General features: G+C 58.3%; 22 protein-coding genes. 20 read left to right on the top strand and 2 right to left on the bottom strand.

The window, feature by feature from the left end; translation table 11 throughout:
- Nucleotides 1–180: 180 nt before the first annotated feature.
- From ELE36_RS10965 to ELE36_RS10905, 13 genes are all read left to right on the top strand, one after another.
- The gene (locus tag ELE36_RS10965; RefSeq protein WP_129833245.1) at nucleotides 181–1,575 is read left to right on the top strand and encodes a S8/S53 family peptidase; all 1,395 of its coding nucleotides are present in this window, start codon (nucleotides 181–183) and stop codon (nucleotides 1,573–1,575) included.
- Nucleotides 1,572–3,323 (top strand): S8 family serine peptidase, encoded by a 1,752-nt coding sequence (locus ELE36_RS10960; RefSeq protein ID WP_129833243.1) that lies wholly within the window; start codon nucleotides 1,572–1,574, stop codon nucleotides 3,321–3,323. Before ELE36_RS10965 ends, ELE36_RS10960 begins: the two co-directional genes overlap by 4 nt.
- 89 nt (nucleotides 3,324–3,412) lie before the next feature.
- Nucleotides 3,413–4,168, top strand: coding sequence for a hypothetical protein (locus tag ELE36_RS10955; protein WP_129833241.1), 756 nt, complete (start codon nucleotides 3,413–3,415; stop codon nucleotides 4,166–4,168).
- Nucleotides 4,169–4,375: 207 nt separating this feature from the next.
- Nucleotides 4,376–5,233, top strand: coding sequence for a PA4780 family RIO1-like protein kinase (locus ELE36_RS10950; protein ID WP_129833239.1), 858 nt, complete (start codon nucleotides 4,376–4,378; stop codon nucleotides 5,231–5,233).
- Nucleotides 5,234–5,347: 114 nt separating this feature from the next.
- Nucleotides 5,348–5,869, top strand: coding sequence for an RDD family protein (locus ELE36_RS10945; protein ID WP_129833237.1), 522 nt, complete (start codon nucleotides 5,348–5,350; stop codon nucleotides 5,867–5,869).
- Nucleotides 5,870–5,884: 15 nt separating this feature from the next.
- Nucleotides 5,885–6,565 carry an RDD family protein gene (locus ELE36_RS10940; protein WP_242512243.1) on the top strand — a complete coding sequence of 227 codons (681 nt, stop codon included), beginning with the start codon at nucleotides 5,885–5,887 and terminating at the stop codon, nucleotides 6,563–6,565.
- Nucleotides 6,566–6,584: 19 nt separating this feature from the next.
- Nucleotides 6,585–7,619: a stage II sporulation protein M gene (locus tag ELE36_RS10935; protein ID WP_129833235.1), complete on the top strand. Its 1,035-nt coding sequence runs from the start codon at nucleotides 6,585–6,587 to the stop codon at nucleotides 7,617–7,619.
- Between the two features lie 3 nt (nucleotides 7,620–7,622).
- On the top strand, nucleotides 7,623–9,254 hold the full coding sequence (locus ELE36_RS10930; RefSeq protein ID WP_129833233.1) for a DUF4129 domain-containing protein: 1,632 nt from the start codon (nucleotides 7,623–7,625) through the stop codon (nucleotides 9,252–9,254).
- Nucleotides 9,251–10,462 carry a DUF4350 domain-containing protein gene (locus ELE36_RS10925; RefSeq protein WP_129833231.1) on the top strand — a complete coding sequence of 404 codons (1,212 nt, stop codon included), beginning with the start codon at nucleotides 9,251–9,253 and terminating at the stop codon, nucleotides 10,460–10,462. Before ELE36_RS10930 ends, ELE36_RS10925 begins: the two co-directional genes overlap by 4 nt.
- The gene (locus ELE36_RS10920; protein ID WP_129833229.1) at nucleotides 10,459–11,469 is read left to right on the top strand and encodes an AAA family ATPase; all 1,011 of its coding nucleotides are present in this window, start codon (nucleotides 10,459–10,461) and stop codon (nucleotides 11,467–11,469) included. Before ELE36_RS10925 ends, ELE36_RS10920 begins: the two co-directional genes overlap by 4 nt.
- Before the next feature lie 24 nt (nucleotides 11,470–11,493).
- A complete protein-coding gene (locus ELE36_RS10915) occupies nucleotides 11,494–12,798 on the top strand; it encodes a DUF58 domain-containing protein (RefSeq protein WP_129833227.1) in 1,305 nt (434 codons plus the stop codon).
- A 48-nt stretch (nucleotides 12,799–12,846) separates the two neighbouring features.
- Nucleotides 12,847–13,521: a GYF domain-containing protein gene (locus ELE36_RS10910; protein ID WP_129833225.1), complete on the top strand. Its 675-nt coding sequence runs from the start codon at nucleotides 12,847–12,849 to the stop codon at nucleotides 13,519–13,521.
- Between the two features lie 9 nt (nucleotides 13,522–13,530).
- A complete protein-coding gene (locus ELE36_RS10905) occupies nucleotides 13,531–13,896 on the top strand; it encodes an ankyrin repeat domain-containing protein (RefSeq protein WP_129833223.1) in 366 nt (121 codons plus the stop codon).
- Between the two features lie 35 nt (nucleotides 13,897–13,931).
- On the opposite strand, the gene ELE36_RS10900 is transcribed toward ELE36_RS10905, so the two are convergent.
- The gene (locus ELE36_RS10900) at nucleotides 13,932–14,921 is read right to left on the bottom strand and encodes a gluzincin family metallopeptidase (RefSeq protein WP_207215756.1); all 990 of its coding nucleotides are present in this window, start codon (nucleotides 14,919–14,921) and stop codon (nucleotides 13,932–13,934) included.
- A gap of 171 nt (nucleotides 14,922–15,092) precedes the next feature.
- Here ELE36_RS10900 and ELE36_RS10895 point away from each other — a divergent pair, with 171 nt between their 5' ends.
- The 7 genes from ELE36_RS10895 to ELE36_RS10865 all read left to right on the top strand — a co-directional run bounded on the left by ELE36_RS10895 (nucleotide 15,093) and on the right by ELE36_RS10865 (nucleotide 21,817).
- Nucleotides 15,093–16,478, top strand: a complete 1,386-nt coding sequence (locus tag ELE36_RS10895) for a metal-dependent hydrolase family protein (RefSeq protein ID WP_129833221.1) — start codon at nucleotides 15,093–15,095, stop codon at nucleotides 16,476–16,478.
- 64 nt (nucleotides 16,479–16,542) lie between these two features.
- Nucleotides 16,543–17,433, top strand: a complete 891-nt coding sequence (locus ELE36_RS10890; protein WP_129833219.1) for an RluA family pseudouridine synthase — start codon at nucleotides 16,543–16,545, stop codon at nucleotides 17,431–17,433.
- Nucleotides 17,434–17,650: 217 nt separating this feature from the next.
- Nucleotides 17,651–18,757: a class I SAM-dependent methyltransferase gene (locus tag ELE36_RS10885; protein ID WP_425480876.1), complete on the top strand. Its 1,107-nt coding sequence runs from the start codon at nucleotides 17,651–17,653 to the stop codon at nucleotides 18,755–18,757.
- Complete coding sequence (locus ELE36_RS10880; RefSeq protein ID WP_129833218.1) at nucleotides 18,754–19,452, top strand: pseudouridine synthase; 699 nt, start codon at nucleotides 18,754–18,756, stop codon at nucleotides 19,450–19,452. The genes ELE36_RS10885 and ELE36_RS10880 overlap by 4 nt, the downstream gene beginning before the upstream one ends.
- The gene (locus ELE36_RS10875) at nucleotides 19,452–21,020 is read left to right on the top strand and encodes a protein adenylyltransferase SelO (RefSeq protein ID WP_129833216.1); all 1,569 of its coding nucleotides are present in this window, start codon (nucleotides 19,452–19,454) and stop codon (nucleotides 21,018–21,020) included. Before ELE36_RS10880 ends, ELE36_RS10875 begins: the two co-directional genes overlap by 1 nt.
- Before the next feature lie 138 nt (nucleotides 21,021–21,158).
- Entirely contained in the window at nucleotides 21,159–21,488 is a 330-nt protein-coding gene (locus ELE36_RS10870) for a hypothetical protein (RefSeq protein WP_129833214.1), read from the top strand.
- Nucleotides 21,489–21,613: 125 nt separating this feature from the next.
- Nucleotides 21,614–21,817, top strand: coding sequence for a dodecin family protein (locus tag ELE36_RS10865; RefSeq protein ID WP_129833212.1), 204 nt, complete (start codon nucleotides 21,614–21,616; stop codon nucleotides 21,815–21,817).
- A 73-nt stretch (nucleotides 21,818–21,890) separates the two neighbouring features.
- Here the strand turns inward: ELE36_RS10865 and ELE36_RS10860 are convergent, their stop codons facing one another.
- A complete protein-coding gene (locus ELE36_RS10860) occupies nucleotides 21,891–22,403 on the bottom strand; it encodes a DUF1993 domain-containing protein (RefSeq protein WP_129833210.1) in 513 nt (170 codons plus the stop codon).
- Between the last annotated feature and the right edge of the window lie 110 nt (nucleotides 22,404–22,513).

The raw sequence follows: 22,513 nt of genomic DNA, 5'->3' as shown, positions 1-22,513 counted from the left end.
ACCCGGCATATGTCCATGTTTACGATGGCCTGTCTGGCTTCTGCACGCGCGTAAACCGCGTATCACGGAGATTAATATTAAATATTTTTAATTATTAAAATACACCGTAGGGCGGAATTGCAGTACACAATACGGGTGATTCCAGCGGTCGCGAAATCTGTTCTTATCGGCTAGCATCAAGTGGTCGATGCGCGTGGCATGAGGCCCCGTCGACCATATGCGGTTGTGGTGCATGGGTGCCAGAAATCGCATCCATGCGTGACAATCTTGGCAATCACCTACCGTTTCAGGGATCTTAATATGCTTTTTCCGTCATTTCAGGCTTCGGGCCTAAAATGCCGTACGCATGCGCTTTCGGCAGCGATTTCGGCTTTATTATTTATCGGGTTATCCAGTAACGTAGCATACGCAGTACAAGTTCCGGCTAACCTTGGCAACAGTCTCGACAAACTGGTCGCCAGCAATATTGCGGTCAAGGCCAAACCCGCCAACGCGCTTTACCACGACGCGCAGGGCAGAGGTTTTTCTACCGAGCAAGCACAGACCATGGCCGCATTGGCCATCGTCGATGTCAACAATCCCAATACCTACCTTGTACGCGTCAATCTTGACGGTTCAAAGGCAATGACGGCATTGGTTGCCAATCTGCAATCGACTATTCCGTCGTTGAACGTGCTAGCTAAAGATGAGAAGTATCGCAAGGTCGGCGTATTGAATGCGTTCGTTTCCATCGATGATGTACCGGCATTGGCGAATGTTGCCGGCGTGCGCTCGGTGATTCTGGAACTCAAGCCTTTCCTCAGAACCAAACATCTACCAGCCGCTGCCAGCACCGAAAGTGCGCCGCAGCCCAGTGGTGGCGCGACCAATGGTGAGGCGATCGTGCGGTTGGGTACGGTATACGATCAGGGCGTAACCCAGCATCGTATCGATCAAATCAACCAGTACTACAACCCTCTCGCGCCTGTCGACTATGAGGGGCAGGGTATGAGCATCGGTTTCCTGTCCGATAGTTACAACAACAAAAGTACGGCGCCTACCGGCGTGACGAACTTCAACTTGCCGGGCGCCGCGGGCAATCCAGTCAACACCACGCCTGTAGTGGTACTGCAGGATTTAACCAGCGGCGGTACTGACGAAGGTCAGGCGATGGTGCAAATCGGCTACAAGATGGCACCGAAAGCAAAACTTGCCTTTGCCTCCGCCGATTACGGCGAAGTCGGCTTTGCCAACAACATCCGAGCGTTGGCGGGAATTCCGACATTCACCTATCCCGGCCAGACGTTTGCAGCCGATACCATCTGCGATGACGTGGGTTATTTCGATGAACCGTTTTTCCAAGACGGCATTATCGCCCAAGGCGTAAATGATGCTGCGGCACATGGAGTTTCGTATTATTCGTCGGCGGGCAACGATGTCGATATCAACAGTTACGAGTCGGATCTGCGTTGGGTCGCCAATGGTACTGGCCTGACTGCGGCTGCTGGCAATACGGCACTAGCCGGTACCAATATCGACCTGACCAGCGTGCCAACAATCTCTACGCTGGCGGCTTTCACAACTTTAATCCGGTGATCGGCCAGCAGGACGTGGCGCAACTGGTGAACATCGCCAGCAACGCCAACGAGCCTGCGACGGTCATGCAATGGGATGATCCCTACGATCAGAATTCGACCGCCGTGCTTGTGACGCCGCCGCTGTACGCGGATTCCGGCACCATCACCAGCACGACGACGACGGTAACGTTTCCAGTGCCCGTAGCGCTCGATACCACCACGCTGTATCAGCTCGACGGAAATGCGGTAGCGGGTAGCGGCGTTGACGTAACCGTCACTTTGCTTGATCCGAGTGGCAACACCGTTTTCTCACAGGACAACACCGTCGACGAGCAAATACGTTTTTATGCACCCGTGGCCGGTAGCGGTTACAAGATCGTAATCGGTCGCTTTAGCACGACCGTCGGTGCGTTCACCATCAAACTGTCCACGACCAACGGTTTTACCGGCGCGACACTCTCCACCAATATCAACCTGCTCGCGTTCACATCTACGGGTGTTTACGTGCCTGGCAGTTCGTTAACCGCGAACAACTTTGCTACCAACGAGCCGATCCAGCTCGGTACGACCTTGCGTTCGGGTGGTTCGCAGTTGCAGTACGTGATCGCGCGTTCCAACGTACCTTTGGGGCAGGGGCCGACACGTATCCGCTACCAGTTGCCTGGTGATGGCCTCGCTGGCCTCGGGCCGGCAGAATATTTCTCCTATAACTCGACCACGACGGGCGGACATCCGACCGCTGCCGGCGCTAACGGCATGGCCGCTTACAGCGTGCTGCGTCCGAGCCTGCCGGAGCCATACACCTCACCTGGTCCTGCGCGCATTTACTTCGATGTCAACAGCAACCGTTTGCCGACGCCGGAAATTCGCCAGCAGCCGACATTAGCTGCGGCTGATGGTGCGGCGAATGCGGTGAGTGGTTTCAATCCGTTCTCGGGTACCAGCGCCGCCGGGCCACACGCTGCTGCCATTGCCGCGCTGGTGCTGCAGGCACATGGCGGACATCACAGCATGACGCCAGCGCAGATGACCAACCTGCTCAAACGCAGCACGTATCCGCATGATCTGGATCCGTCGCATGCTTCGGGGGTTGCGCGCAGCACCACGGGTGGCACGATAGCGATCGATATCAACAGCGACAACCAGAGCAATGCTGGCTCGGGTAGCAAGGATACGAACGCGTTCAACGTGACCTACACCGGCGGCGCCAGCGGCAGCAGCATTACCAGTCTGGTGTTTAATCCAGGTGGCACTGCCGCAACCGCGGGTAATGTGAGCGATGGTGTCAATGCGTTTACTTTTGTCGGAGCGGCTGGCACATATAACGCGACGTCCACACCAGGTTTGGTGTTTTCGAATGCTGCTGGTTCGTATGTGGTCAGCACGGCATCCACCGTCTTGGCTGCGAACGCCTTGGCTACCTTCACTAATGTCGGTGGCAGCTCATCGCAATTGTTCACGATGACGCTGACGTTCTCGGGCGGGACTTTCACCACCGGCAAAGTGTTGAAATACACGGTGAATCGCCTTGAGCTGAAGGGTTCGAGCGGTGCTGCGAAAGCCGACTACTGGGCTGACCTGTTCGGTGGCGGTGTGCTGATTCCCGAAGGTACTGTGGTCAATGACGGTATGGCCTATTCGGGCACTACGTCGGATGGCGGCACGTTCAGTGGCACCATCAAGAACCATATCGGTGCAGGATTCTCGCCGCTGGATGGCTACGGATTCATCAACGCGGAGACCGCCGTCTCGCAGACGGTGCAATAACCATGAGCACACTATCGAAAAATCAGGCGGCTCGGAACGGTGATCACAACGGATCATCGATTGCACCCATTCAACGCAGGGATACAGGTATGAGTTCCGCAAAACAATTGCGATGGTTACCACTAGCCCGCACAGCGCTGGTGATTGCGCTGGGTTTGCCGTTGTTCGCCAATGCCAGTCCGGCGTGTCTGACGGAGAATTTCGATTCCGCCGCTGCACCGGCATTACCCACGGGCTGGACATCGAGCGTAATAACAACGACCGGCACCAATGCACCAGCCGGAACGCGCGCGGTCGGTTATGCGGACAGCGGAACGAACGCGGTATGGTTTGATGACTATAACGACTACGCCGATGCGAGTTTGTATTCACCGGTATATGCGGTGGGCGCCGTCGGTTCGCCGTCGCTGACCTTCGTGCACAGCTATACGTTGTGGACTGCGGACGCCAGTGCTCAATACAACGGTGCAAATAACGGCGCCGTATTGGAAGTCGCGATCAACGGCGGTGCGTATGTCGATGTGGTGGATGCGGGCGGTTCGTTCTCGGCCGGTGGTTACAACGTCGCGCTCGATCCAAACTTCCGCAGCCCGATCGCCCAGACCACGCCGTATACGCGCGCGGTATGGGGCGGTGATTCCAGTGGTTTTGGCGCGACCACCGTCGTTGTTCCGCCTTCGGCGCTTGCTGGTACGGTGCAGTTCCGCTGGCGCCTTGGAACGCTCGGTGGTGGACGCGGTTTTGCCACGCACTCCGGCTGGTGGATCGACTCGGTACAGTACGAAACCCTTGGCGACGTGATTTTTCACGACGATTTCGAAGGTGGCGTGCCTTGTCCGCACTGATTCGACGCGATCGATTCTTGCGGTAGAAAAAACAGTGTGACATGCTGATTTCGCGAGAAGTCAGCGCTTGATCCGAGCCGGAACATCTCTGCCACAAGCAGCGATGTTCCGGCTCTTTTTTGTGCCGATTTTTGCGCAGCAGGGAAGATGCAGGCAAATAGTCGATAATGTTCGTCTTAGCGTGTCGCCAGAGAAACCAAAGGAACCATGAAAGCACCGAAGGATTTACAGGCTCTGATCGACGATGGCGTGATCGATGAAGTGATGCGTCCGCTCAAGAGTGGCAAGGAAGCGTCGGTCTACGTGGTGCGCTCTGGCGACGACATCCGTTGCGCCAAGGTCTACAAGGATATGGCGCAGCGCAGTTTCCAGGCGCGCGTGCAATATCAGGAAGGCCGCAAAGTGCGTGGCAGTCGTCAGGCACGCGCGATGGGCAAGGCCACCAAGTTTGGCCGCAAGGAGCAGGAAATCGCCTGGAAAAATGCCGAGGTCGATGCGCTGTATCAGCTCCGCTCCGCTGGCGTGCGCGTGCCGCAGCCGCACGGTTATTACAACGGTGTGCTGGTGATGGAGCTGGTCACCGATGTCGAAGGCCGTTCCGCGCCGTGGCTTGGTGATGTCGAACTCACACCCGAGCAGGCGCGCGATTTCCACACCTTTCTGATCCGCCAGATCGTGCTGATGCTGTGCAGCGGCCTGATCCACGGCGATTTGTCGGAATACAACGTGCTGGTTTCCGCCGATGGCCCGGTCATCATCGATTTTCCGCAGGTGATCAATGCCGCCGGCAACAACGCCGCTCGTGCGATGCTGCAGCGGGACGTCAACAATATCAGCGCCACGCTCGCGCGTTTTGTACCTGAACTGGCAGATACGCACTACGCCGAAGAAATGTGGGCGTTGTTCGAGCAAGGCGAATTGCGACCAGATACTGAACTCAGCGGCATCTTTGTCGCCGACGAAACACCGGCTGATGTCGATGGCATCATGGCGGCGATCGAAGATGCACGCGAAGAGGCGATCATCCGCCAACGTGGTCGTGAGGAAGCGGATAGCGATATCTGAGCATCGCTATTTGATGCGGAAAAATTCGAGGTTTTAAAAATCATCGCGGGCAAGGGATTGTCGGGGGACAGACTTGCCAGCTACAGTGCCATCGACTTGTCTGGGGAGACTTCTATGCAGCAACCACCAACGTTACCCGCGTTGAATCCGTATGCCGCACCCGTGGCTCGCGTCGAAGATATTTCGGACGATCAACTGGTACTCGCCGATCGCGGGATTCGGCTCGCCGCAGCGATTATTGATGGCTTGATCGTGTTCGGTGGCGTGGCTGTGCTCGGAATCATTGCCGCCATCGCAGTTCCCGCGTTCGGCAAGAATCATTCCGGGTTTCTGGCATTTTTCGGAATTGCCGTATTGATACTTTTTGTTGCACTGATCATCATCAATATGGTGATGCTGCACCGACATGGGCAAACCATCGCGAAGCGCCTGTTCGGCATCAAGATCGTGCGCGGCGATGGCAGCCGTTGTGCGCTGTCGCGCATCATCTTCGCGCGCTGGTTGCCGGTGACTTTGCTCGGCGCCATTCCACTGGTCGGCTGGATCGCTTCGCTGACCGATGCGCTGATGATCTTCGGCGAAACCCAGCGCTGCCTGCACGATGTGTTCGCCGATACGCTCGTAGTCAAGGTCTGAGGCACGCGCCACTTCGTGCTCGATACGCTCACCCTCGTAGAAACGCCGGAAGGTATCCGCTTGCGCTTGCGTGCGGCCGGCGTGATGCCGCGCGCGGCAGCGTGGGCGGTGGATTTTGCTGTGCGCGTCGGAGTGCTCTGGATACTCGGCATAGGATTGATGTTGCTCGGCGAAACCGGCATGGGCCTCTACCTGTTGCTGCTGTTTATTCTGTTCTGGTTGTATCCGGTGTTGTTCGAAGTGTTGCGCGATGGCCAGACCATCGGCAAAAAAGCCTTGAGCCTGCGCGTGATCAATGCCAATGGCAGCCCGGTGACATGGATGGGATCAATCGTGCGCAACCTGTTGCGTGTGGTCGACATGCTGCCTTTTTTTTACGGCTTCGGTCTGGTCGCCGGATTGATCGATCCGCAAAGTCGGCGCATCGGTGACATCGTCGCCGGCACGCTGGTGGTGCATGTCGGTAATCCGAATCAGCATCTCGCTGCGCCGCAGGTGCCGGTGGTGCATGCGCCGATCATGCTGCCCGCTGACGAACAAAAATCGATCGTCGCCTTCGCCGAGCGCGCGCAACAATTGACCGTCGAACGGCAGCAGGAACTCGCCGCACTGCTACCGATGCTGACCGAAAGCCGCGGTACCTTGGCCGTGCAGCGATTGCTCGGCATGGCCAACGCTTTCCTCGGGCGGCGCTGATGTCTGCGAACGGAATCCGATGAAGCAGGAAAATTTTCAGGAGCGGCATCACGACGAATGGGCGGCGCTGGATGCGTGGCTCGTGCATCGTACGCGTCCGAAGTCGCTGCAGCGTTTGCAGGATGGCGAAGGTCTGTTCGGCGATCTCGAATTTCCGTCGATGTATCGTCGAGTCTGCCAGCATCTTGCGCTGGCCGAGCGGCGTGGTTACAGCGCATTGTTGATCGAACGTTTGCAGGATCTGGTGCAGCGCGGCCATCTTGTCTTGTACCGCACGCCCGCGCCGCGTTGGCAACGTGTGCTGGATTTTTTCGCCGCCGATTTCCCGCGTCTGGTGCGTAGCCAGTGGCGGGTCATGACGGTTGCCGCGCTGCTGTTTTTTTTGCCGGCGCTGGGCATCATCGGCTTGCTGCAAGTGCGCCCGGAACTCGTCCACAGCATCTTCGCGCCGGCCGAACTGGCGCAGTACGAAAGCATGTACGATCCCGCGTCGAGCAGCGAAAAACTCGGTCGCGAAAGCGGCACCGATCTGAAAATGTTCGGCTTCTATATTTTCAACAATGTCAGCATCGGTTTTCGCACCTTCGCCAGCGGCTTGCTCGCCGGCGTCGGCGCGATTGTCGTATTGCTGATGAACGGTTTGCTGATCGGCGGCGTAGCCGGGCATCTCACCGCGATCGGTTACGGCGAGCCGTTCTGGCGATTTGTAGTCGGTCATTCCGCGCCGGAATTATTGTCGATCGTGATCGCCGGCGGCGCCGGTTTGCAAATCGGCATGGCCTTGATTGCGCCGGGCCGACGCACACGTTCGCGCGCACTGGTCGAAGCCGGTTTGATCGGTGGCAAACTCGTGCTCGGCGTATTTGCGATGCTGGTATTCGCCGCGTTTGTCGAGGCGTTCTGGTCGTCGATTATCTGGATGCCGAACACGATCAAATACAGCGTCGGCGGCGCTCTCTGGCTGGCGATTCCGTTGTGGTTATGGCGCGGCGGTCGCGGCCAAACGCTGGGAAATATCGCGCCCGTCAGCGCCAATAACGTCGGCCCATCCTGAGCCATGCAGCTCGCCGGACTGACCATCGTATTGCGCCCGCGCTCATCGTGGGAAGCGATCGATCTCGGCATCGCCTTGGTGCGTCAGCACGCCTCGCGCATCTGGACGGTGTGGATTCTGCTAACACTGCCTGTGGCGATCGTGTTCGGCGCGATCGGTATTCTGAGCGGCGAGTTGTGGATCAGCGCGGTGTTGTTATGGTGGCTCAAGCCGCTGTTCGATCGCATCCCGTTGTTTGTGTTGTCACGCGCCGTGTTTGGTGCGCCGCCGACGGTGCGCGAAACCCTGCGCGCGCAATGGCAGTGGGGTTGGTCTGGCATCTGGCCGTGGATGTTCTGGCGGCGATTTCATCCGAGTCGCGCGATGCTGTTGCCGGTGGATTTTCTGGAGAATCTGCGTGGCCCAGCGCGTGGCGCACGTAGCCGCGTGCTGCTGCGCGCGGTCGGTTCGCCGAGCATGTTGCTGACCCTGATCTGCATGAATATCGAGATCATGTTGAGTATCTCGATCATGCTGCTCGGGCTGATGTTTGTGCCGATCGAATTTTTTTCCGAATCGACTCGGGCGATGTGGACTAATCTCATGACGCAACCGCCGTTGTGGGCGCAGTGCCTGAGCATTTTTATCAGCTGGTTGGCGATGAGTTTGATCGAACCGTTTTATGTCGGCGCCGGTTTTGGTTTGTATCTCAATCGCCGCACCCAACTCGAAGCCTGGGATATCGAACTCGCGTTCCGCCGTATTGCCGGGCGGCTGGCGCAAGCGTTGAGCCTGCTGGTATTTGTGCTGTCGCTGACACTAGCTGGAACGATTTCGGCACGGGCCGCGCCGCTGGACGAAATCGACGGTGATCATACGAGCCGGGCAGACGGCGCATGTGTCATCGACGCTGACGAAGCAGCTAAACAAATACCCGACGACATCGCCGGTGCGGCCGCACAAACGGGCATCAAGGCGCCGCTCAAACCGAACCTCAAAGATGTTTTCGGTAGCGAATATCGCGACGACGATGCTGCATTCAAGGCGGCGATCATTGAGGCCTACAAGGATCCTGATCTCAATCCAAAAACCACCATCGATACCTGGAAACGTCGCCATCCGTCCAAGGACGAAGTGACCGATAAAACGCCGTCGCCGTGGCTGCATGCGATCGGTGGCGTCATCGCCACGCTTGCGCAAAGTGGCCTGTGGATTCTGCTCGCGATCGTGTTGTTGCTGATCATTCGCTATCACCGGCGCTGGTTGCCGTGGATCAGCGACAGGTTCGAGCCGAAACGTGCGTCGCAGCGTTTGACCGAGCACGACATCGCCATGCCCGAATCGCTGCCGGACGATATTGCCGCGGCCGTGCGCAAACTTTGGCAGCAAGGCCAGTCGCGTGCGGCGCTGGCGCTGTTGTATCGCGGCGCGGTGCACCGGCTCGCGCTCGATCTCGGCACGGTTTTGCCGCCCGGCGCCACCGAATCGCAATGCCTGCGCTACGCGCGGCGTCTGCCGAATCAGGTCTACGCAAAACTGTTTTTGCGCATCGTGTATTACTGGCAAGCGGCCGCATACGCGCAGCGCCTTCCGAGCGGCGCCGAGGTGGAAGTGTTGCTGCGCGAGTGGAATCAGCCATCGAGTGCGGTCGCATGAATCGACGCGGAGTGCTGATCGGATTGCTCATCGTGCTGGCGCTGGCGGCGTTGATCGGCTGGTGGCTGTACACCTTCGAGCGCGTGCCGCAGGAAATCAATTTGCCAATGCGCGGCGAGGCGAGTTACAACCCGCTTTTCGCGCTGAAAAAAACCTTGCAGGCGCAACACATTGATGTGACCACGCATGGCGGTTTGAACGTCGCGGCGATGCATCTGCAGCCCGGTGATGCGCTGGTGCTGAACGCCGACATACGCACGCTGAGCGAGGATCAGGTCGACGACTTATGGGATTGGGTCGTCGATGGCGGTCATCTGTTATTTGCATTGCCGCCGGCCAGTGAAGGCCGCGCTGGCGAGCTACTCGAATCGCTCGACTTGAAAGTGAAAAAACATTCGAGCTGCCTGAGCTTGCGCGAGATCAGCACAAACACCGACGTGCCAGATAAAAAAGCCGAAAGCAAAACCGGCATCTTCGACGATGATGAATCCGATGCCGATCCCGCTAACAAATTCGACAGTAAAACAAGCAAGGAACAATTTTGTTCGTCGTTCCGTTTTCAAGTCGAAGCGAAACATGTATCCGAATTTGCATGGCTGTGGGGCAGCGAAAAAAACGGCTATATCTTCGGTCGCCATACTCGCGGCAAAGGCGATTGGCTGGTTGCCGCAAGCCTCGATTTTCTGACCAATCGCCGCCTCAACGAAAGCGACAACGCAACTCTGGCGTGGCAAGTGATCGCGCCCGCGCTCGGCAAGGGTAGGGTGCATCTCGTCTACGCCGCTGACGTGCCGCCGTGGTATGTGCTGATGGTGGTGCAAGGCTGGCCGATCTTGCTGCCACTGCTGTTCGCGCTACTGGCGTGGTTGTGGGCGCGCAGCCAGCGTTTTGGACCGCTGCTGCTGCCCGCCATCGCGCATCGCCGCGCGCTGCTCGAACATGTGCAGGCAGCGGGTGATTTCGCGATCAGTCGCGGTCGCGGGCCGGCGCTGTACGAAGCCACACGCCGTGCGTTTCTCGAACGTCTGCGCCGTCGCGATCCTGCCATTGCGGCGTTGCGCGGCGAGGCCATGCAACAGGCGCTCGCGACGCAATATGGATTTTCTACAGGCGATCTTCAGCAAGCGCTGAATCCCGTCGATCTGAATCGTCCCCTGCAATTTTTCACCACGATAAAAACCCTGCTGTCATTGAGATCAAAATTATGAGTCCAGACTCGTCACCCAGCGCCGCTCCGTTGCAGCCGATCCAGCCGATCACTGGCACCGCGCTGTTCGAACGCATCCACGCCATCCGCACACAGATCGCGCACGCGTTTGTCGGTCAGGGCGAGGTGCTAGATCAGTTGCTGATCGCCTTGCTCGCCGATGGTCATGTACTGCTCGAAGGTGTGCCCGGGCTTGGCAAAACCTTGCTTGTTCGGGCGCTGGCCACCGCGCTCGAATGCCATTTCGCACGCGTGCAGTTCACGCCGGATTTGATGCCGAGCGATGTCAGCGGCCACGCGTTTTACGATCCGAAAACCGAAAGTTTCAAGATGCGTCGCGGCCCGGTGTTCACCAATCTTCTGCTCGCGGATGAAATCAATCGCGCGCCGGCAAAAACCCAGGCGGCCCTGCTCGAAGTGATGCAGGAGCGCCAGGTCACGATCGAGTCGCGCAGCTTTCCGCTGGCGCCGCCGTTTCTCACCGTGGCCACGCAAAATCCGATTGAACAGGAAGGCACGTATCCGTTGCCCGAAGCGCAGCTCGATCGTTTTCTGCTGAAGATCCTCATGAATTATCCGACCCACGCCGACGAAGTGCGCATGGTCACCGATGTGAGTCTGGGACGCACCGCGAGCGACTTCGATTTGTCACGCGTAAGTGCGGTGGCCAAACCCGCCGACATCGTCGCGATGCAGCTCGGCACAGCGCTCGTGCGTATCGATGATGTCGTGCTCGACTATGCCGTGCGCATCACGCGAGCGACGCGCGAATGGCCGGGCATCGGCATGGGCGCGGGGCCGCGCGGCAGTCTCGCGCTGGTGCGTGCGGCACGCGCGCAGGCGGTGCTGGAGAATCGTGATTTTGTCACGCCGGATGATTTGCGCAGCATCGCCAAACCCGCGTTGCGGCATCGCATCAGCCTCGCACCGGAGATGCAGATCGAAGGTCGGCGGGTCGATGATGTGCTTGATGCGTTGCTGCTGAAAGTCGAAGCACCGCGTCGATGAAAGCGTGTCAATGAGACTGGATCGATGAGACCGGCACCGGCCCTTATTGCGGCCTGCATCGTGTGTGCCCTGATTGGCGCACTCGTGGTTTTTGATATCGCGCCGTTCGCCGCATTTTTCAGCGCATGCGGCGTATTGCTGCTGGTTGCGGCGCTCGATGCATGGCGTTTGCGCGGTCTGATTACGCCGTGGCTTGAGCGCGATTTGCCGCCGGTGGTGGCGGTCGGTATCGAGCGTGTGGTGACCTTGCGCTTGCGCCATCAAGGCGGCAGTCCGTTGCCGATCGAAGTGCACGATTTGCATCCGGGCGATTGGCCGGTGTTCGGTCTGCCACGCGCTGTGATGTTGCCGGTGGATCGTGAGCTTGAGGTTCCGTATCGCATCACACCGACCGAACGCGGAACCTTTCGCTTCGACGGTTGTGTTTTGCGGCTGAGTTCGCCACTGCGCCTGTGGCGACAACGACGTACCGTGCCGATCCTGCAATCACTGCGCGTTTATCCGAACTTCGCACCGCTCGCGAAACTCGCGCTGATCGGTGCCGAGCAGGCGTCGCGGGTGGTCGGTGCGCATCTGCATCGGCGTCGCGGCGAGGGCACGGAATTTCAGCAGTTGCGCGAATACCGCACCGGCGATTCGCTGCGCCAGATCGACTGGAAAGCGAGCCAGCGCGCGCGCAAATTGATCTCGCGCGATTATCAGGACGAACGCAATCAGCAGGTCATGTTGCTGCTCGATACCGGTCGCCGTCTGCTGGCGCGAGACGGCACGCTGACGCATTTCGATCATGTGTTGAACGCGTCGCTGATGCTCGCCTACATGGCATTGCGTCAGGGCGATGCGGTTGGCCTGCTCGCCAGCGGTGGCGCGTCACGCTATATGGCGCCACGCCGCGGTCTTGGTGCAATTGATGTTTTGCTCGATACGCTGTTTGATCTGGATGCACAGCCGGTCGCGACCGATTATCTCGAAGCGGCAACCCAGCTCAGCGTGCGGCAGTCGCGGCGCTCGCTGGTGGTGCTGATCACGAATGTGCGCGACGAAGATATCGACGACCTGCTCGCCGCCGTGCGCCAGATGCAGCGGCGGCATCTGGTCTGCGTCGCGAGTCTGCGCGAACATGTGCTCGATCAGGTAGTAAACGCGGACGTGCAAAATTTTTCGCAGGCCGTAACTGCCGCGGCGATGGCTCAATACATCGAGCAACGCACACGTGCACATCAGCTGTTGCGCGCGCAGGGAATCGATGTACTGGATGTGAGTTGCGCCGAACTTCCCGCGGCGCTGGTGCAACATTATCTTTCGATCAAACGCTCCGCGCGGCTTTGATAGCGACAGCGGCGCAACAACTTCAACAGAACTCAAACGGAGAGCGTCATGGCACAGAACTGGTTTTACGCCGACAAACAGAATCAGCAACAAGGCCCGGTCGATGAGTCCGCGCTGGTCGCGGCATATCAACGCGGCGATGTCTTGATCAGCACCTTGGTATGGCGCGAAGGTTTGCCGAACTGGATCCCGTTTTCGAGTGTGGCAGCAGGTCTCGGCATCGCGTTGCCGAGTGGACCACCGTCATTATCGCGTACGGGCAAAGTACAAATCGTGAAGTCCGGCAAGAGCGGCAGCTCGACCGTGGTCGTCATCATCGTCGTGGTATTCGGATTGATCGCCATGCTTGGCATCCTTGCCGCGATCGCCGTTCCGGCCTATCAGGACTACACGATTCGCGCGCGCGTGACGAGCGCATACGTGCAAGGGATTGCGCTCAAAAGCGATGTCGCCGAATTTTACACGCGCGAAAAAAGTTGCCCTACCAATGGCGAAGGCACGTTCAAGAAAGCCGATGAATACGTCACGCAATACGTTTCAGGGATCCAGTTCGGTGCACTTAAAAGCAGCGGCAGCTGCGCGATCCAGGTGTCGCTGAAAGGCCTCGGTTCGACGCAAACCGAAGGCGCGGTGCTGCAGTTTGCAATGGCCGCGGATGGCACATGGAGCGAGAGCAGTAGCTCGTTGGCGCCGAGATATTTGCCGATGTCGATGCGGAAATAGCGCGAAGCGATGCAAACCCTGTCGGCAATCTTGAAACGGATCGGTGGTGTCGCCGAATTTTCCGGTATCCAGATCGATGGTCCGAACACCTGCGGTCTCTTCAACGTTTATCCGTTACACGTCGCCGCAATATGGGGCGATTGCGAGGCCATTCGAGTGTTGGTAATTGCAGGTGCGCGTGTGAATCAACAAGGCGAACATGGCTTTACTCCGCTCATGGAAGCTGTTGCTCAGAATATCAGGGAGCCTGTCGAACTTCTGATTTCGCTTGGTGCAGAGCCGCTGCGCAACGATGACGGCCAGCTTCCCAGCGAGTATGCGCAAATCGGTGGTCGGGAGGAGCTTGCCGCATTACTGCGGCAACATGGATTCTAAATATTCAAGACGATTTAATGTGGCGTTGCGCACGATTACGGATGCAATTCAGTCAACGCCTTGCGCGCCTGCGCGAGCGGCTGCGAGTCGTCGAATGAAACCTGATCGCCGACGAGTTTGATGCCTAGATCACGCCACAATCCATCGAGGTCGGGCGTGATCGGTTGTGTACTCATCTTTGCGTAAAGCTCGCTGAGCACGTTGAGTCCGACTGCTTTGTCAGCGGTCGCGAGCACACGCTGGATCGACCAGTCGGACTCGTGATTGCCGCCTGCCGCAAGCACACCGCGCATCGCGTCCTGCAGGCCGAGGCGGTTGCCGCTCTGCTTGCGGATTTCGATATCGGCGAGCAGGCAGAACATCGCGCCACCCCAGTAGGTGCGGCCCCAAGTATGCGTGTTGTCGAGGCCTTGATCGCCGGCTTGCGGCAAACCCTTGTGCATGTCGCGCAGCATCGCGCCCCAGATCGTCGCCGCGTTCAAGTCGCCGGCTTGCGCGCGCGCGATTGGTTCGACATAGGTCGCGAGCCCTTCGGACAACCAACTGTGCTGCTCGCCGACATCGGGCAGGGCGAGATGCACCATTTCGTGCACGAGCATCCAGTCGCGCTTGAGATCGTCTTCGGTCGAATCGCGACCGAGCACGATGCGGATCGCCGCGCCGCGATACGCCCACGTTGTGCCGCCGCGCATACCCTTGCCATCGACCGGCACGATCAGAATTCGTGCCGATGACACGGGAAATTTTCCGTAGTAGGTTGTCACGGCTTTCGCCGAATGTGCGATCCACGCCAGCACGGTAGCCTGCGGCAAGCTCAGTTCACCGGGCGCAAAACCGATATGCAAGGTCGCACCATTTACCGCGATATCCGTTTTCGGCAGCTTGTCGAACGCGTTGTACGGCATGCCTTGACCGCGCAAGAATTCAGATGCATTCGATTGTGCCGCCACCGGCCACGTACTGGCGACAAGCGCACCGGCAAAGACGAGCAGCCAAATGCGATGCGCTACCTTGATTATTCTCATCGATGAATCGCCTTGTGCGGATTTACGATTTTGCTCCCGCATAAGACCGCGTGCCGGCGAAAAGATTGCATGCATTGCAAATGCTTACAACTCGCGCGTTCGAGCGATATCGCGCTATGAAGTCGGTAAGATAAGCCGGTCGCTTCGCCATCGATTTATCCAGCCGCACTCATGCCTGCGAGAATTCCGTTGAACAGCAATTTTTCGTCTTGCCGCAATCGCTTTCGTATTCCTCGCGTAGCGCGTACCACGCGTTTATTGAGGGTTTGCGCCGGTGGATTTCTCGCGTTCGGTTTGGTCGCTGCGGCTGATGCGCGCGACGTCATCATTCATGCCGGCACGCTGATCGATGGCATATCGGCAACACCGCGCGAGCACATGTCGATCGTGCTGCACGATGACAAGATCGTTGCCGTCGAAGCGGGTTTCCAGAGCCGGCCCGGCGCCGAAATCATTGATCTCACCAATGCCACGGTGATGCCGGGTTTCATCGATTGCCACGTGCATATTTCAGCCAAGTTGCCAAGTCGCAGCAACGCGACCGAAGACTGGCTCACGCATTCCGATATCGATCGTGCGTTCGACGGCGCGCTGTTCGCGCGGCAGATGTTGCAACAGGGTTTCACCAGTGCGCGCGATGTCGGCGGTGGTGATGAAACCGTCGCGGTGCGCGACGCGATCGAAGCGCACAAGATCATCGGTCCGCGATTATGGGTATCGCTTGAACCGCTCGGACCAACTGCCGGACACGGCGATCCGCATAGCGGGTTGGATCGCGACCTGTCGCACAAGGGCTGGGACAACGGGCTGGTCGACTCTCCCGAGCAAGCGCGCCTGCGTGTGCGCGAACACAAACGTCGTGGTGCGAACCTGATCAAGATGATGCCATCGGGCGGCATCGCCTCGACCGGCGATGATCCGCGCCAGCAACTCATGACCGACGAGGAAATGCGTGTCGTGGTCGAAACCGCGCATTCGCTCGGACTGAAAGTCGCTGCGCATATCTATCCAGCCGGCGCGATCGAAAGCGCGGTGCGTGCCGGTGTGGATTCGGTCGAACACGGCTCGTTCGCGACCGCACAAACGTTCGCACTGATGAAGGCGCACGGTACGTATCTCGTGCCGACCTTGACCGTCTACGACGTGTTCTACGCCACAGCGCGCGATCATCCCGAGTTGCTCACACCCGGCACCGCGGTCAAGGAAATGGCCAACGATTTGTTGCCGAAAAAGAACCTCGCCCTCGCATTGAAATCGGGTATCAAAATCGCCTACGGCACTGATATCGGCGAAGGCGATCATGCGATGGAATTCGGATTGCTCATTGCCAATGGCATGGGTGCGATGCAGGCCATATTCGCCGCGACCCGCGATGCCGCCGAGCTGATTGGCGCGCCGGAACAGATCGGATCCATCCAGGCCGGACGCTACGCCGATATCGTCGCTACGTCGGGCAATCCGCTGCACGACAGCAAGCAATTCGGACACGTCGATTTTGTGATGAAAGGCGGCGTGGTCTACAAGATCAACGGCGCAGCGACGGCGGCGAAAGAGTGAGTGGAAAAGCATTTGGCCATCTATCCATCCAGACTGATTCCGTCCCCCGCTTAGTTTGCTGACTATGCCGCTTCCCACTTACAACGGCCTCGCGGCCAGCACTCTGCAACTTCCGCAAGGAAACTGGAGCACGGTGCTGGATTGTCTTTGCGCGCACTTCGCCGCGATCCCGCGCGAACAATGGCTCAGTCGCATGCAGCGTGGCAGGGTACTCGATGCGCAAGGTCACGCGCTTGATCCGGCACAGCCATATCGAGCGGAAATGCGCATTCATTACTACCGTGAAGTTCCAGATGAAATACGCATTCCGTTCGTCGAATCGATATTGCATGTCGACGAGCATTTGCTGGTCGCCGACAAGCCACATTTTTTGCCAGTGACACCGAGCGGTAGCTACGTCGAGGAGACTTTGCTCGCGCGACTCAGGCGCAGATTCGACAACCCGCATCTGGTACCGTTGCATCGCATCGATCGCGGCACCGCTGGCCTCGTGTTGTTTTCGACGAACCCGGAGTCTCGTGTGCTTTATCAGTCGCTGTTTCGCGACCGTCAGATTGCCAAGCACTACGAAGCCATTGCTGCACCGCTGCCTGATTTGCAGTTTCCGCTGACCCATCGATCGCGGCTGATTGCCGGCGAACCGTTCGTGCGCATGCAACAAGTCGAAGGTTTGCCGAACACCGAAACGCGCATTGAGGTCATTGGCGATGACGGCGATTCTTGGCATTACGCGTTGTTTCCAATCACCGGAAAAAAGCATCAACTGCGCGTGCATATGGCGGCTCTGGGTGCGCCGATTCGCAACGATGATTTTTATCCGCATATGGCCGAACGTGCGCCGGATGATTATTCGCAACCGCTCAAGTTACTCGCGCAGAGGCTGGAGTTTATCGATCCGCTGAGTGGCGCTCAGCGCTGCTTCGAGAGTCAACTCACACTTTGCGATCACGGCTGAAGAGCCGTCATTGACCAGCTTCGTTGTTGAGAAGCGCTTCGGCGAAGGCTGGAATTCTGCTTGATCTCAAACTAAAGTCAAAATGGATTCCAGCCTTCGCTGGAATGACGAGCAAAAAAGATGGCGAGCAAAGAAATGGCGAGCAAAAAACACAATCGCCGAGGCGAGCCGGTACAATTCCGCCGCTATTCAACTGCAATTCGCGAGGCTCCAAATAATGATGTTTTCCACCAACGCGCCGGATGTCGTGCTGGATGCGCTGTACACCGCTTTCTCAACCAATGCCGTAACGCTACCCGACGATGGCCGCGTGCTGTTTTTGCGCGCGCGCGACGGCGGACAACTGCGTGGTTTGCGGCGCTCGGCGTGGGTTTGCGAGCAGACGTTCAAGCCGTACGCTGATGCGCTAGCTCGCGGTGGATTAAACGTGCTCGATCCACTGTTGAATGATGCGACGGCGGATTCGCAGTACGCATTGGTCGTGGTATTGCCGCCGCGCCAGCGCGACGAAGCGCGTGCACTGTTCGCGCGTGCGGTGCGGCACGCGGCGTCTGGCGGCATCGTGTTGGCGAGTGTCACGAATGCGGAAGGCGCGCGCTCCAGCGAAACCGATTTGGCACGCTTGACGGGCGGCACGCAGAGTCTTTCGAAGCACAAATGTCGCGTGTTCTGGACCGCGCCGCTGACAAACCAAGTCGATCAGTATCTGCTGACGGAATGGTCGCAACTGGATGCGCCGCAGGCGATTGGCGACGGACGTTTTGTCAGTCGTCCGGGATTGTTTGCTTGGAATCGCATCGATCCGGCCTCGGCCTTGCTCGGCGCGCATTTGCCTCCAACGCTGGCCGGTAACGTCGCCGATCTCGGTGCGGGTTATGGTTATCTCGCTGCTGAAATTTTACGTCGCTGTCCACAGGTCACAACGCTCGATTTGTACGAGGCCGAAGCGCGCGCGCTCGAACCCGCGCGCATCAATCTGACGAAGGCCGTTGCCGCACGTAGTACGCACATCGCCACCGATGTCATCTGGCACGACGTCAGCGTGGGTTTGCCAAAACGCTATGACGCAATCGTGAGCAATCCGCCGTTTCATCTCGGGCGTGCGGATCGGCCGGAGCTAGGCCGAGCGTTCATCAATGTCGCGGCCGATGCGTTGTCGCCGGGCGGCAGTTTCTGGCTCGTGGCGAACCGGCATCTCGCTTACGAAACAACGCTGGCCGCGCGCTTTTCCGTGGTGCGAACCGTGGTTGTGCAGGATGGCTTCAAGGTGATCGAGGCGAGCGATCCGATCGCGCAAAAACCGACGATATGGGCAAATAAATGAGACTCGTAAAACTGATTGCAAACCTTGGTTACGGCAGCCGCAAGGAAGTCGCGGCGATGTTCCGCGAAGGTCGCATCGCCGCCTCTGATGGCGATGTTTTGTACGCCGATGACAAGGTCGCGCACGACAATATTTTTATCGATGAGCAACCGCTCGATCCGCCGCCCGGCCTCGTGCTGATGCTCAACAAACCGCTCGGCACGATCTGTTCGACCAAGGACAAGGGGCGTGTCGTCTATGATCTGCTGCCGCCGCGTTATCGCGAGCGCAGCCCGAGCTTGTCGACGGTGGGCAGGCTGGATCGCGAAACTTCCGGCCTGTTGTTGTTCACCGACGACGGCGCTCTGTTGCATCGAATTATTTCGCCGCGTGCAAAAGTGGCAAAAGTATACGAAGCAACATTGGCACAGGATCTGCGCGGCGACGAGGGCGAAATTTTCGCCGCCGGCACGCTCATGCTGGAATCGGAACAGACGCCGCTGGCACCGGCTGAACTCAAGGTGCTCGGTCCACGCCACGTCACGGTCACAGTTACGGAAGGTCGTTACCATCAGGTGCGGCGCATGTTCGCTGCGGTGGGCAATCACGTCGAAACACTGCGGCGCATTTCTGTTGGCGGCCTAGTGCTTGGCGATCTCGCGGACGGCGCGTGGCGTGCGCTTGATGCGGACGATGTCGCCCTTATTTTTTCTTGATGCAACCAATTCATTTCGATAATTCCTTTGTGCGCGAGTTGCCAGGGGACCCGCAAGCGGGATCACAGCGGCGACAAGTGAACGGTGCGTTGTATTCGCGCGTCGATCCAACGCCGGTGACCGCGCCGCGTTTGCTTGCTCACTCTGCCGAAGTCGCGACGTTGCTCGGCTTCACTGAGGCAGATATCGCGTCGGCGCAATTCGCCCAGGTGTTTGCCGGCAATGCCTTGTTGCCGGGCATGCAGCCGTATGCGGCGAATTACGGCGGCCATCAATTTGGCCATTGGGCCGGGCAGCTTGGCGATGGTCGTGCAATCACACTCGGCGAATCCATCAACGCCGCCGGCCAGCGTTGGGAACTGCAACTCAAGGGCGCCGGGCCGACGCCGTATTCGCGCACCGCGGACGGCCGTGCAGTATTGCGTTCGTCGCTGCGCGAGTTTTTGTGCAGCGAGGCAATGTTTCACCTCGGCGTGCCGACCACGCGCGCATTGAGTCTGATCGGCACCGGCGAACAGGTGATACGCGACATGTTTTACGATGGCCACGCGAAAGCCGAGCCGGGCGCGATCGTCTGTCGTGTCGCGCCATCGTTTATTCGTTTCGGCAATTTCGAATTGCCAACCTCGCGCAACGATATTGCGTTGTTGCAGCAGCTGATCGATTTCACCATTCATCGCGATTTTCCCGAGATCGGGTCGGGTAAGAGCGCCACCGAGCAGCAACGCGGCGATTGGTTCGCGCAAATCTGCGAGCGCACCGCGCTGATGGTTGCGCACTGGATGCGCGTGGGTTTTGTGCATGGCGTGATGAATACCGACAACATGTCGATCCTCGGCCTGACCATCGACTATGGCCCGTACGGCTGGATCGACGATTACGACCCGGACTGGACGCCGAATACCACCGACGCGCAAGGCCGTCGTTATCGTTTCGGCCAGCAGCCGCAAGTGGCGTACTGGAACCTGACCAAGCTCGCACAGGCGCTCTTTCCGGCGTTCGACTCGCCCGATCCGCTGCAGGCTGGATTGCAGCGTTATGCCGATACGTATGCGCGCCTGGATCGCGACAACATCGCGCGCAAACTCGGACTGGCTGTCTGTCGCGATGAAGACATCGATCTCATGAGCTCTCTGCAAACGTTACTGCACTCCGCCGAAGTCGACATGACTTTGTTCTTCCGTGCGCTCGCCGATGTGGATATTTCGGTGCCGACATTGGCACCACTGCGTGATGCTTTTTACGACGAGAAAAAGTTGCATCAGGCCGAGCCGGATTTCCACGACTGGCTCGCACGTTACGCCGCGCGTGTAATTGATGAAGGCTTCGTACCTGATGCACGACGCTCGCGCATGCAAGCGGCGAATCCGCGCTACGTATTGCGCAACTATCTCGCGCAGCAGGCGATCGATCGCGCCGAGCAAGGGGATAACGCAGGCATCCATGAATTGCTCGATGTAATGCGCCAGCCGTATATCGAGCAAGCAGGGCGCGAGCAGTACGCCCAACCTCGTCCGGATTGGGCGCGCGATCGCGCTGGATGTTCGATGTTGTCGTGCAGTTCGTGACCATTATTGCGGGCGCAGCAATAAAGCGCAGCACGGGGTTGCGAGGATAGATGTGTCGTACGTCACAAAAACGCGAAGTGAATATTGCGTGAAATTCTTCGGCGGTGTAGAACCTGCATTGTGTGACAGGGGAAACACATGCAAATTGGGGAGCGCGGCTTCGAGCCCGCCTTACAGCCGGTGATGCTGGATTTTAACGATTGGCGTGCTACGTATCGCTGGCCATTCATTGCCCTGTGTCTGGCATTGAGTCTCGGTGTTATTGCCAGCGGCGGAACCAAACGCGCCGATGCCGGGCAACTTGGCGAGATCGCAAAATCGCCGCCAGCTGTTCAAACCCCATCCATCCCGCAAAACACCAGCTCAACCAAGCGCCCACTCGATGGGCAAGGCGCAGCCACGGCAATCGATATTCAAACCACACCGATTGCGCCGCCGCAGGTGCACAACGAACCGGCGCAACGCTGAGTTTTTTTACGACGAAAGCCCGCTGAAGAATTCCATAGCGCTGTTTCGTATCGGGCTTTTAACATGACAACTCGTAGGCTGACTGCTCCGGCGGCCCGCCCGCCCTTGCCAGCGAGAAAAACACTATGTCAATTGCCAAGGTTATCGAACTGAATGCCTCATCCAAAAAAAGCATGGAAGACGCGGTGACGAGCGGTTTGAAGAAGTGCGCTGAATCGGTAAAAAACATCAAGGGCGCGTGGGTCAACGAAATCAAGGTCGTGACCGATAACGAAGGCAATGTTACCGAGTGGCGTGTGAATCTTCGTGTGACTTTCGTCGTCGAATAAGTTTTAAAACAAAGCCCGGCGATTTTGTCGGGCTTTGTTGTTACATCACCTCATCTTTCGCAGTTGCGCTGCATCAATTCTGCAACGGACCAATAAAATCCATCTTGCCGATTTCCACGCCGCTATGGCGCAGGATCGCGTAGGCCGTGGTCACATGAAAATAGAAATTCGGCTGCGCAAAATACAACAGATACGGTTGGCCGCGGAAGCTGACGTCGTGGCCGCGAATGGTCATGTTGATGGTTTTTTCCTCGCTGCCATCGATCTGCGCTGGGGTAAGGGTTTGCAGAAACGTGATGGTCTTGGCGATGCGGGCCTGCAACTCGTCGAAGGTCTGCTCGGTATCTTCATGCGCTGGGCGATCTGCCTCGGCCAAACGTCCCGAGGAGTTTTTCGCGAGATCGGTCGCGGTCTGCACCTGGCGCACTAGCGGATGCATATCGGGATAGAGTCGCGCGCCGAGCAGCGCGCTCGGGTCGATCTTTTTCGCTTCGGCGTGCGCCGCCGCTTTTTGCAGGACTGTCGAAAGATTGGTCAAGGCGTGGATGAAAACGGGAACGGAGGCTTGGTACATGGAAAGTGTCATGGTGTCTCTCTCGCAAAGTGAATGGCGGAATTCTGTTGGCTATCGCGAGCGGCGGCTCGGCCAGATACGCGGTGGCGCGTTCGACATGGAGACGATCAAAAGATAAACAA

The sequence above is a fragment of the Pseudolysobacter antarcticus genome, from assembly GCF_004168365.1.
Classification (GTDB): domain Bacteria; phylum Pseudomonadota; class Gammaproteobacteria; order Xanthomonadales; family Rhodanobacteraceae; genus Pseudolysobacter; species Pseudolysobacter antarcticus.
Note: the sequence above shows the minus strand (reverse complement) of the source record. Positions and strands in the feature narration are given on the sequence as shown.

Excerpts from the sequence above, each read along its gene's own strand:
- ELE36_RS10955 (WP_129833241.1), top strand. The coding sequence starts at position 3,413 with ATGAGTTCCGCAAAACAATTGCGATGGTTACCACTAGCCCGCACAGCG.
- ELE36_RS10920 (WP_129833229.1), top strand. The coding sequence starts at position 10,459 with ATGAGTCCAGACTCGTCACCCAGCGCCGCTCCGTTGCAGCCGATCCAG.
- ELE36_RS10950 (WP_129833239.1), top strand. The coding sequence starts at position 4,376 with ATGAAAGCACCGAAGGATTTACAGGCTCTGATCGACGATGGCGTGATC.
- ELE36_RS10910 (WP_129833225.1), top strand. The coding sequence starts at position 12,847 with ATGGCACAGAACTGGTTTTACGCCGACAAACAGAATCAGCAACAAGGC.
- ELE36_RS10915 (WP_129833227.1), top strand. The coding sequence starts at position 11,494 with ATGAGACCGGCACCGGCCCTTATTGCGGCCTGCATCGTGTGTGCCCTG.
- ELE36_RS10860 (WP_129833210.1), bottom strand. The coding sequence starts at position 22,403 with ATGACACTTTCCATGTACCAAGCCTCCGTTCCCGTTTTCATCCACGCC.
- ELE36_RS10935 (WP_129833235.1), top strand. The coding sequence starts at position 6,585 with ATGAAGCAGGAAAATTTTCAGGAGCGGCATCACGACGAATGGGCGGCG.
- ELE36_RS10880 (WP_129833218.1), top strand. The coding sequence starts at position 18,754 with ATGAGACTCGTAAAACTGATTGCAAACCTTGGTTACGGCAGCCGCAAG.
- ELE36_RS10905 (WP_129833223.1), top strand. The coding sequence starts at position 13,531 with ATGCAAACCCTGTCGGCAATCTTGAAACGGATCGGTGGTGTCGCCGAA.
- ELE36_RS10890 (WP_129833219.1), top strand. The coding sequence starts at position 16,543 with ATGCCGCTTCCCACTTACAACGGCCTCGCGGCCAGCACTCTGCAACTT.
- ELE36_RS10945 (WP_129833237.1), top strand. The coding sequence starts at position 5,348 with ATGCAGCAACCACCAACGTTACCCGCGTTGAATCCGTATGCCGCACCC.
- ELE36_RS10870 (WP_129833214.1), top strand. The coding sequence starts at position 21,159 with ATGCAAATTGGGGAGCGCGGCTTCGAGCCCGCCTTACAGCCGGTGATG.
- ELE36_RS10900 (WP_207215756.1), bottom strand. The coding sequence starts at position 14,921 with ATGAGAATAATCAAGGTAGCGCATCGCATTTGGCTGCTCGTCTTTGCC.
- ELE36_RS10930 (WP_129833233.1), top strand. The coding sequence starts at position 7,623 with ATGCAGCTCGCCGGACTGACCATCGTATTGCGCCCGCGCTCATCGTGG.
- ELE36_RS10895 (WP_129833221.1), top strand. The coding sequence starts at position 15,093 with ATGCCTGCGAGAATTCCGTTGAACAGCAATTTTTCGTCTTGCCGCAAT.
- ELE36_RS10925 (WP_129833231.1), top strand. The coding sequence starts at position 9,251 with ATGAATCGACGCGGAGTGCTGATCGGATTGCTCATCGTGCTGGCGCTG.
- ELE36_RS10865 (WP_129833212.1), top strand. The coding sequence starts at position 21,614 with ATGTCAATTGCCAAGGTTATCGAACTGAATGCCTCATCCAAAAAAAGC.
- ELE36_RS10885 (WP_425480876.1), top strand. The coding sequence starts at position 17,651 with ATGATGTTTTCCACCAACGCGCCGGATGTCGTGCTGGATGCGCTGTAC.
- ELE36_RS10875 (WP_129833216.1), top strand. The coding sequence starts at position 19,452 with ATGCAACCAATTCATTTCGATAATTCCTTTGTGCGCGAGTTGCCAGGG.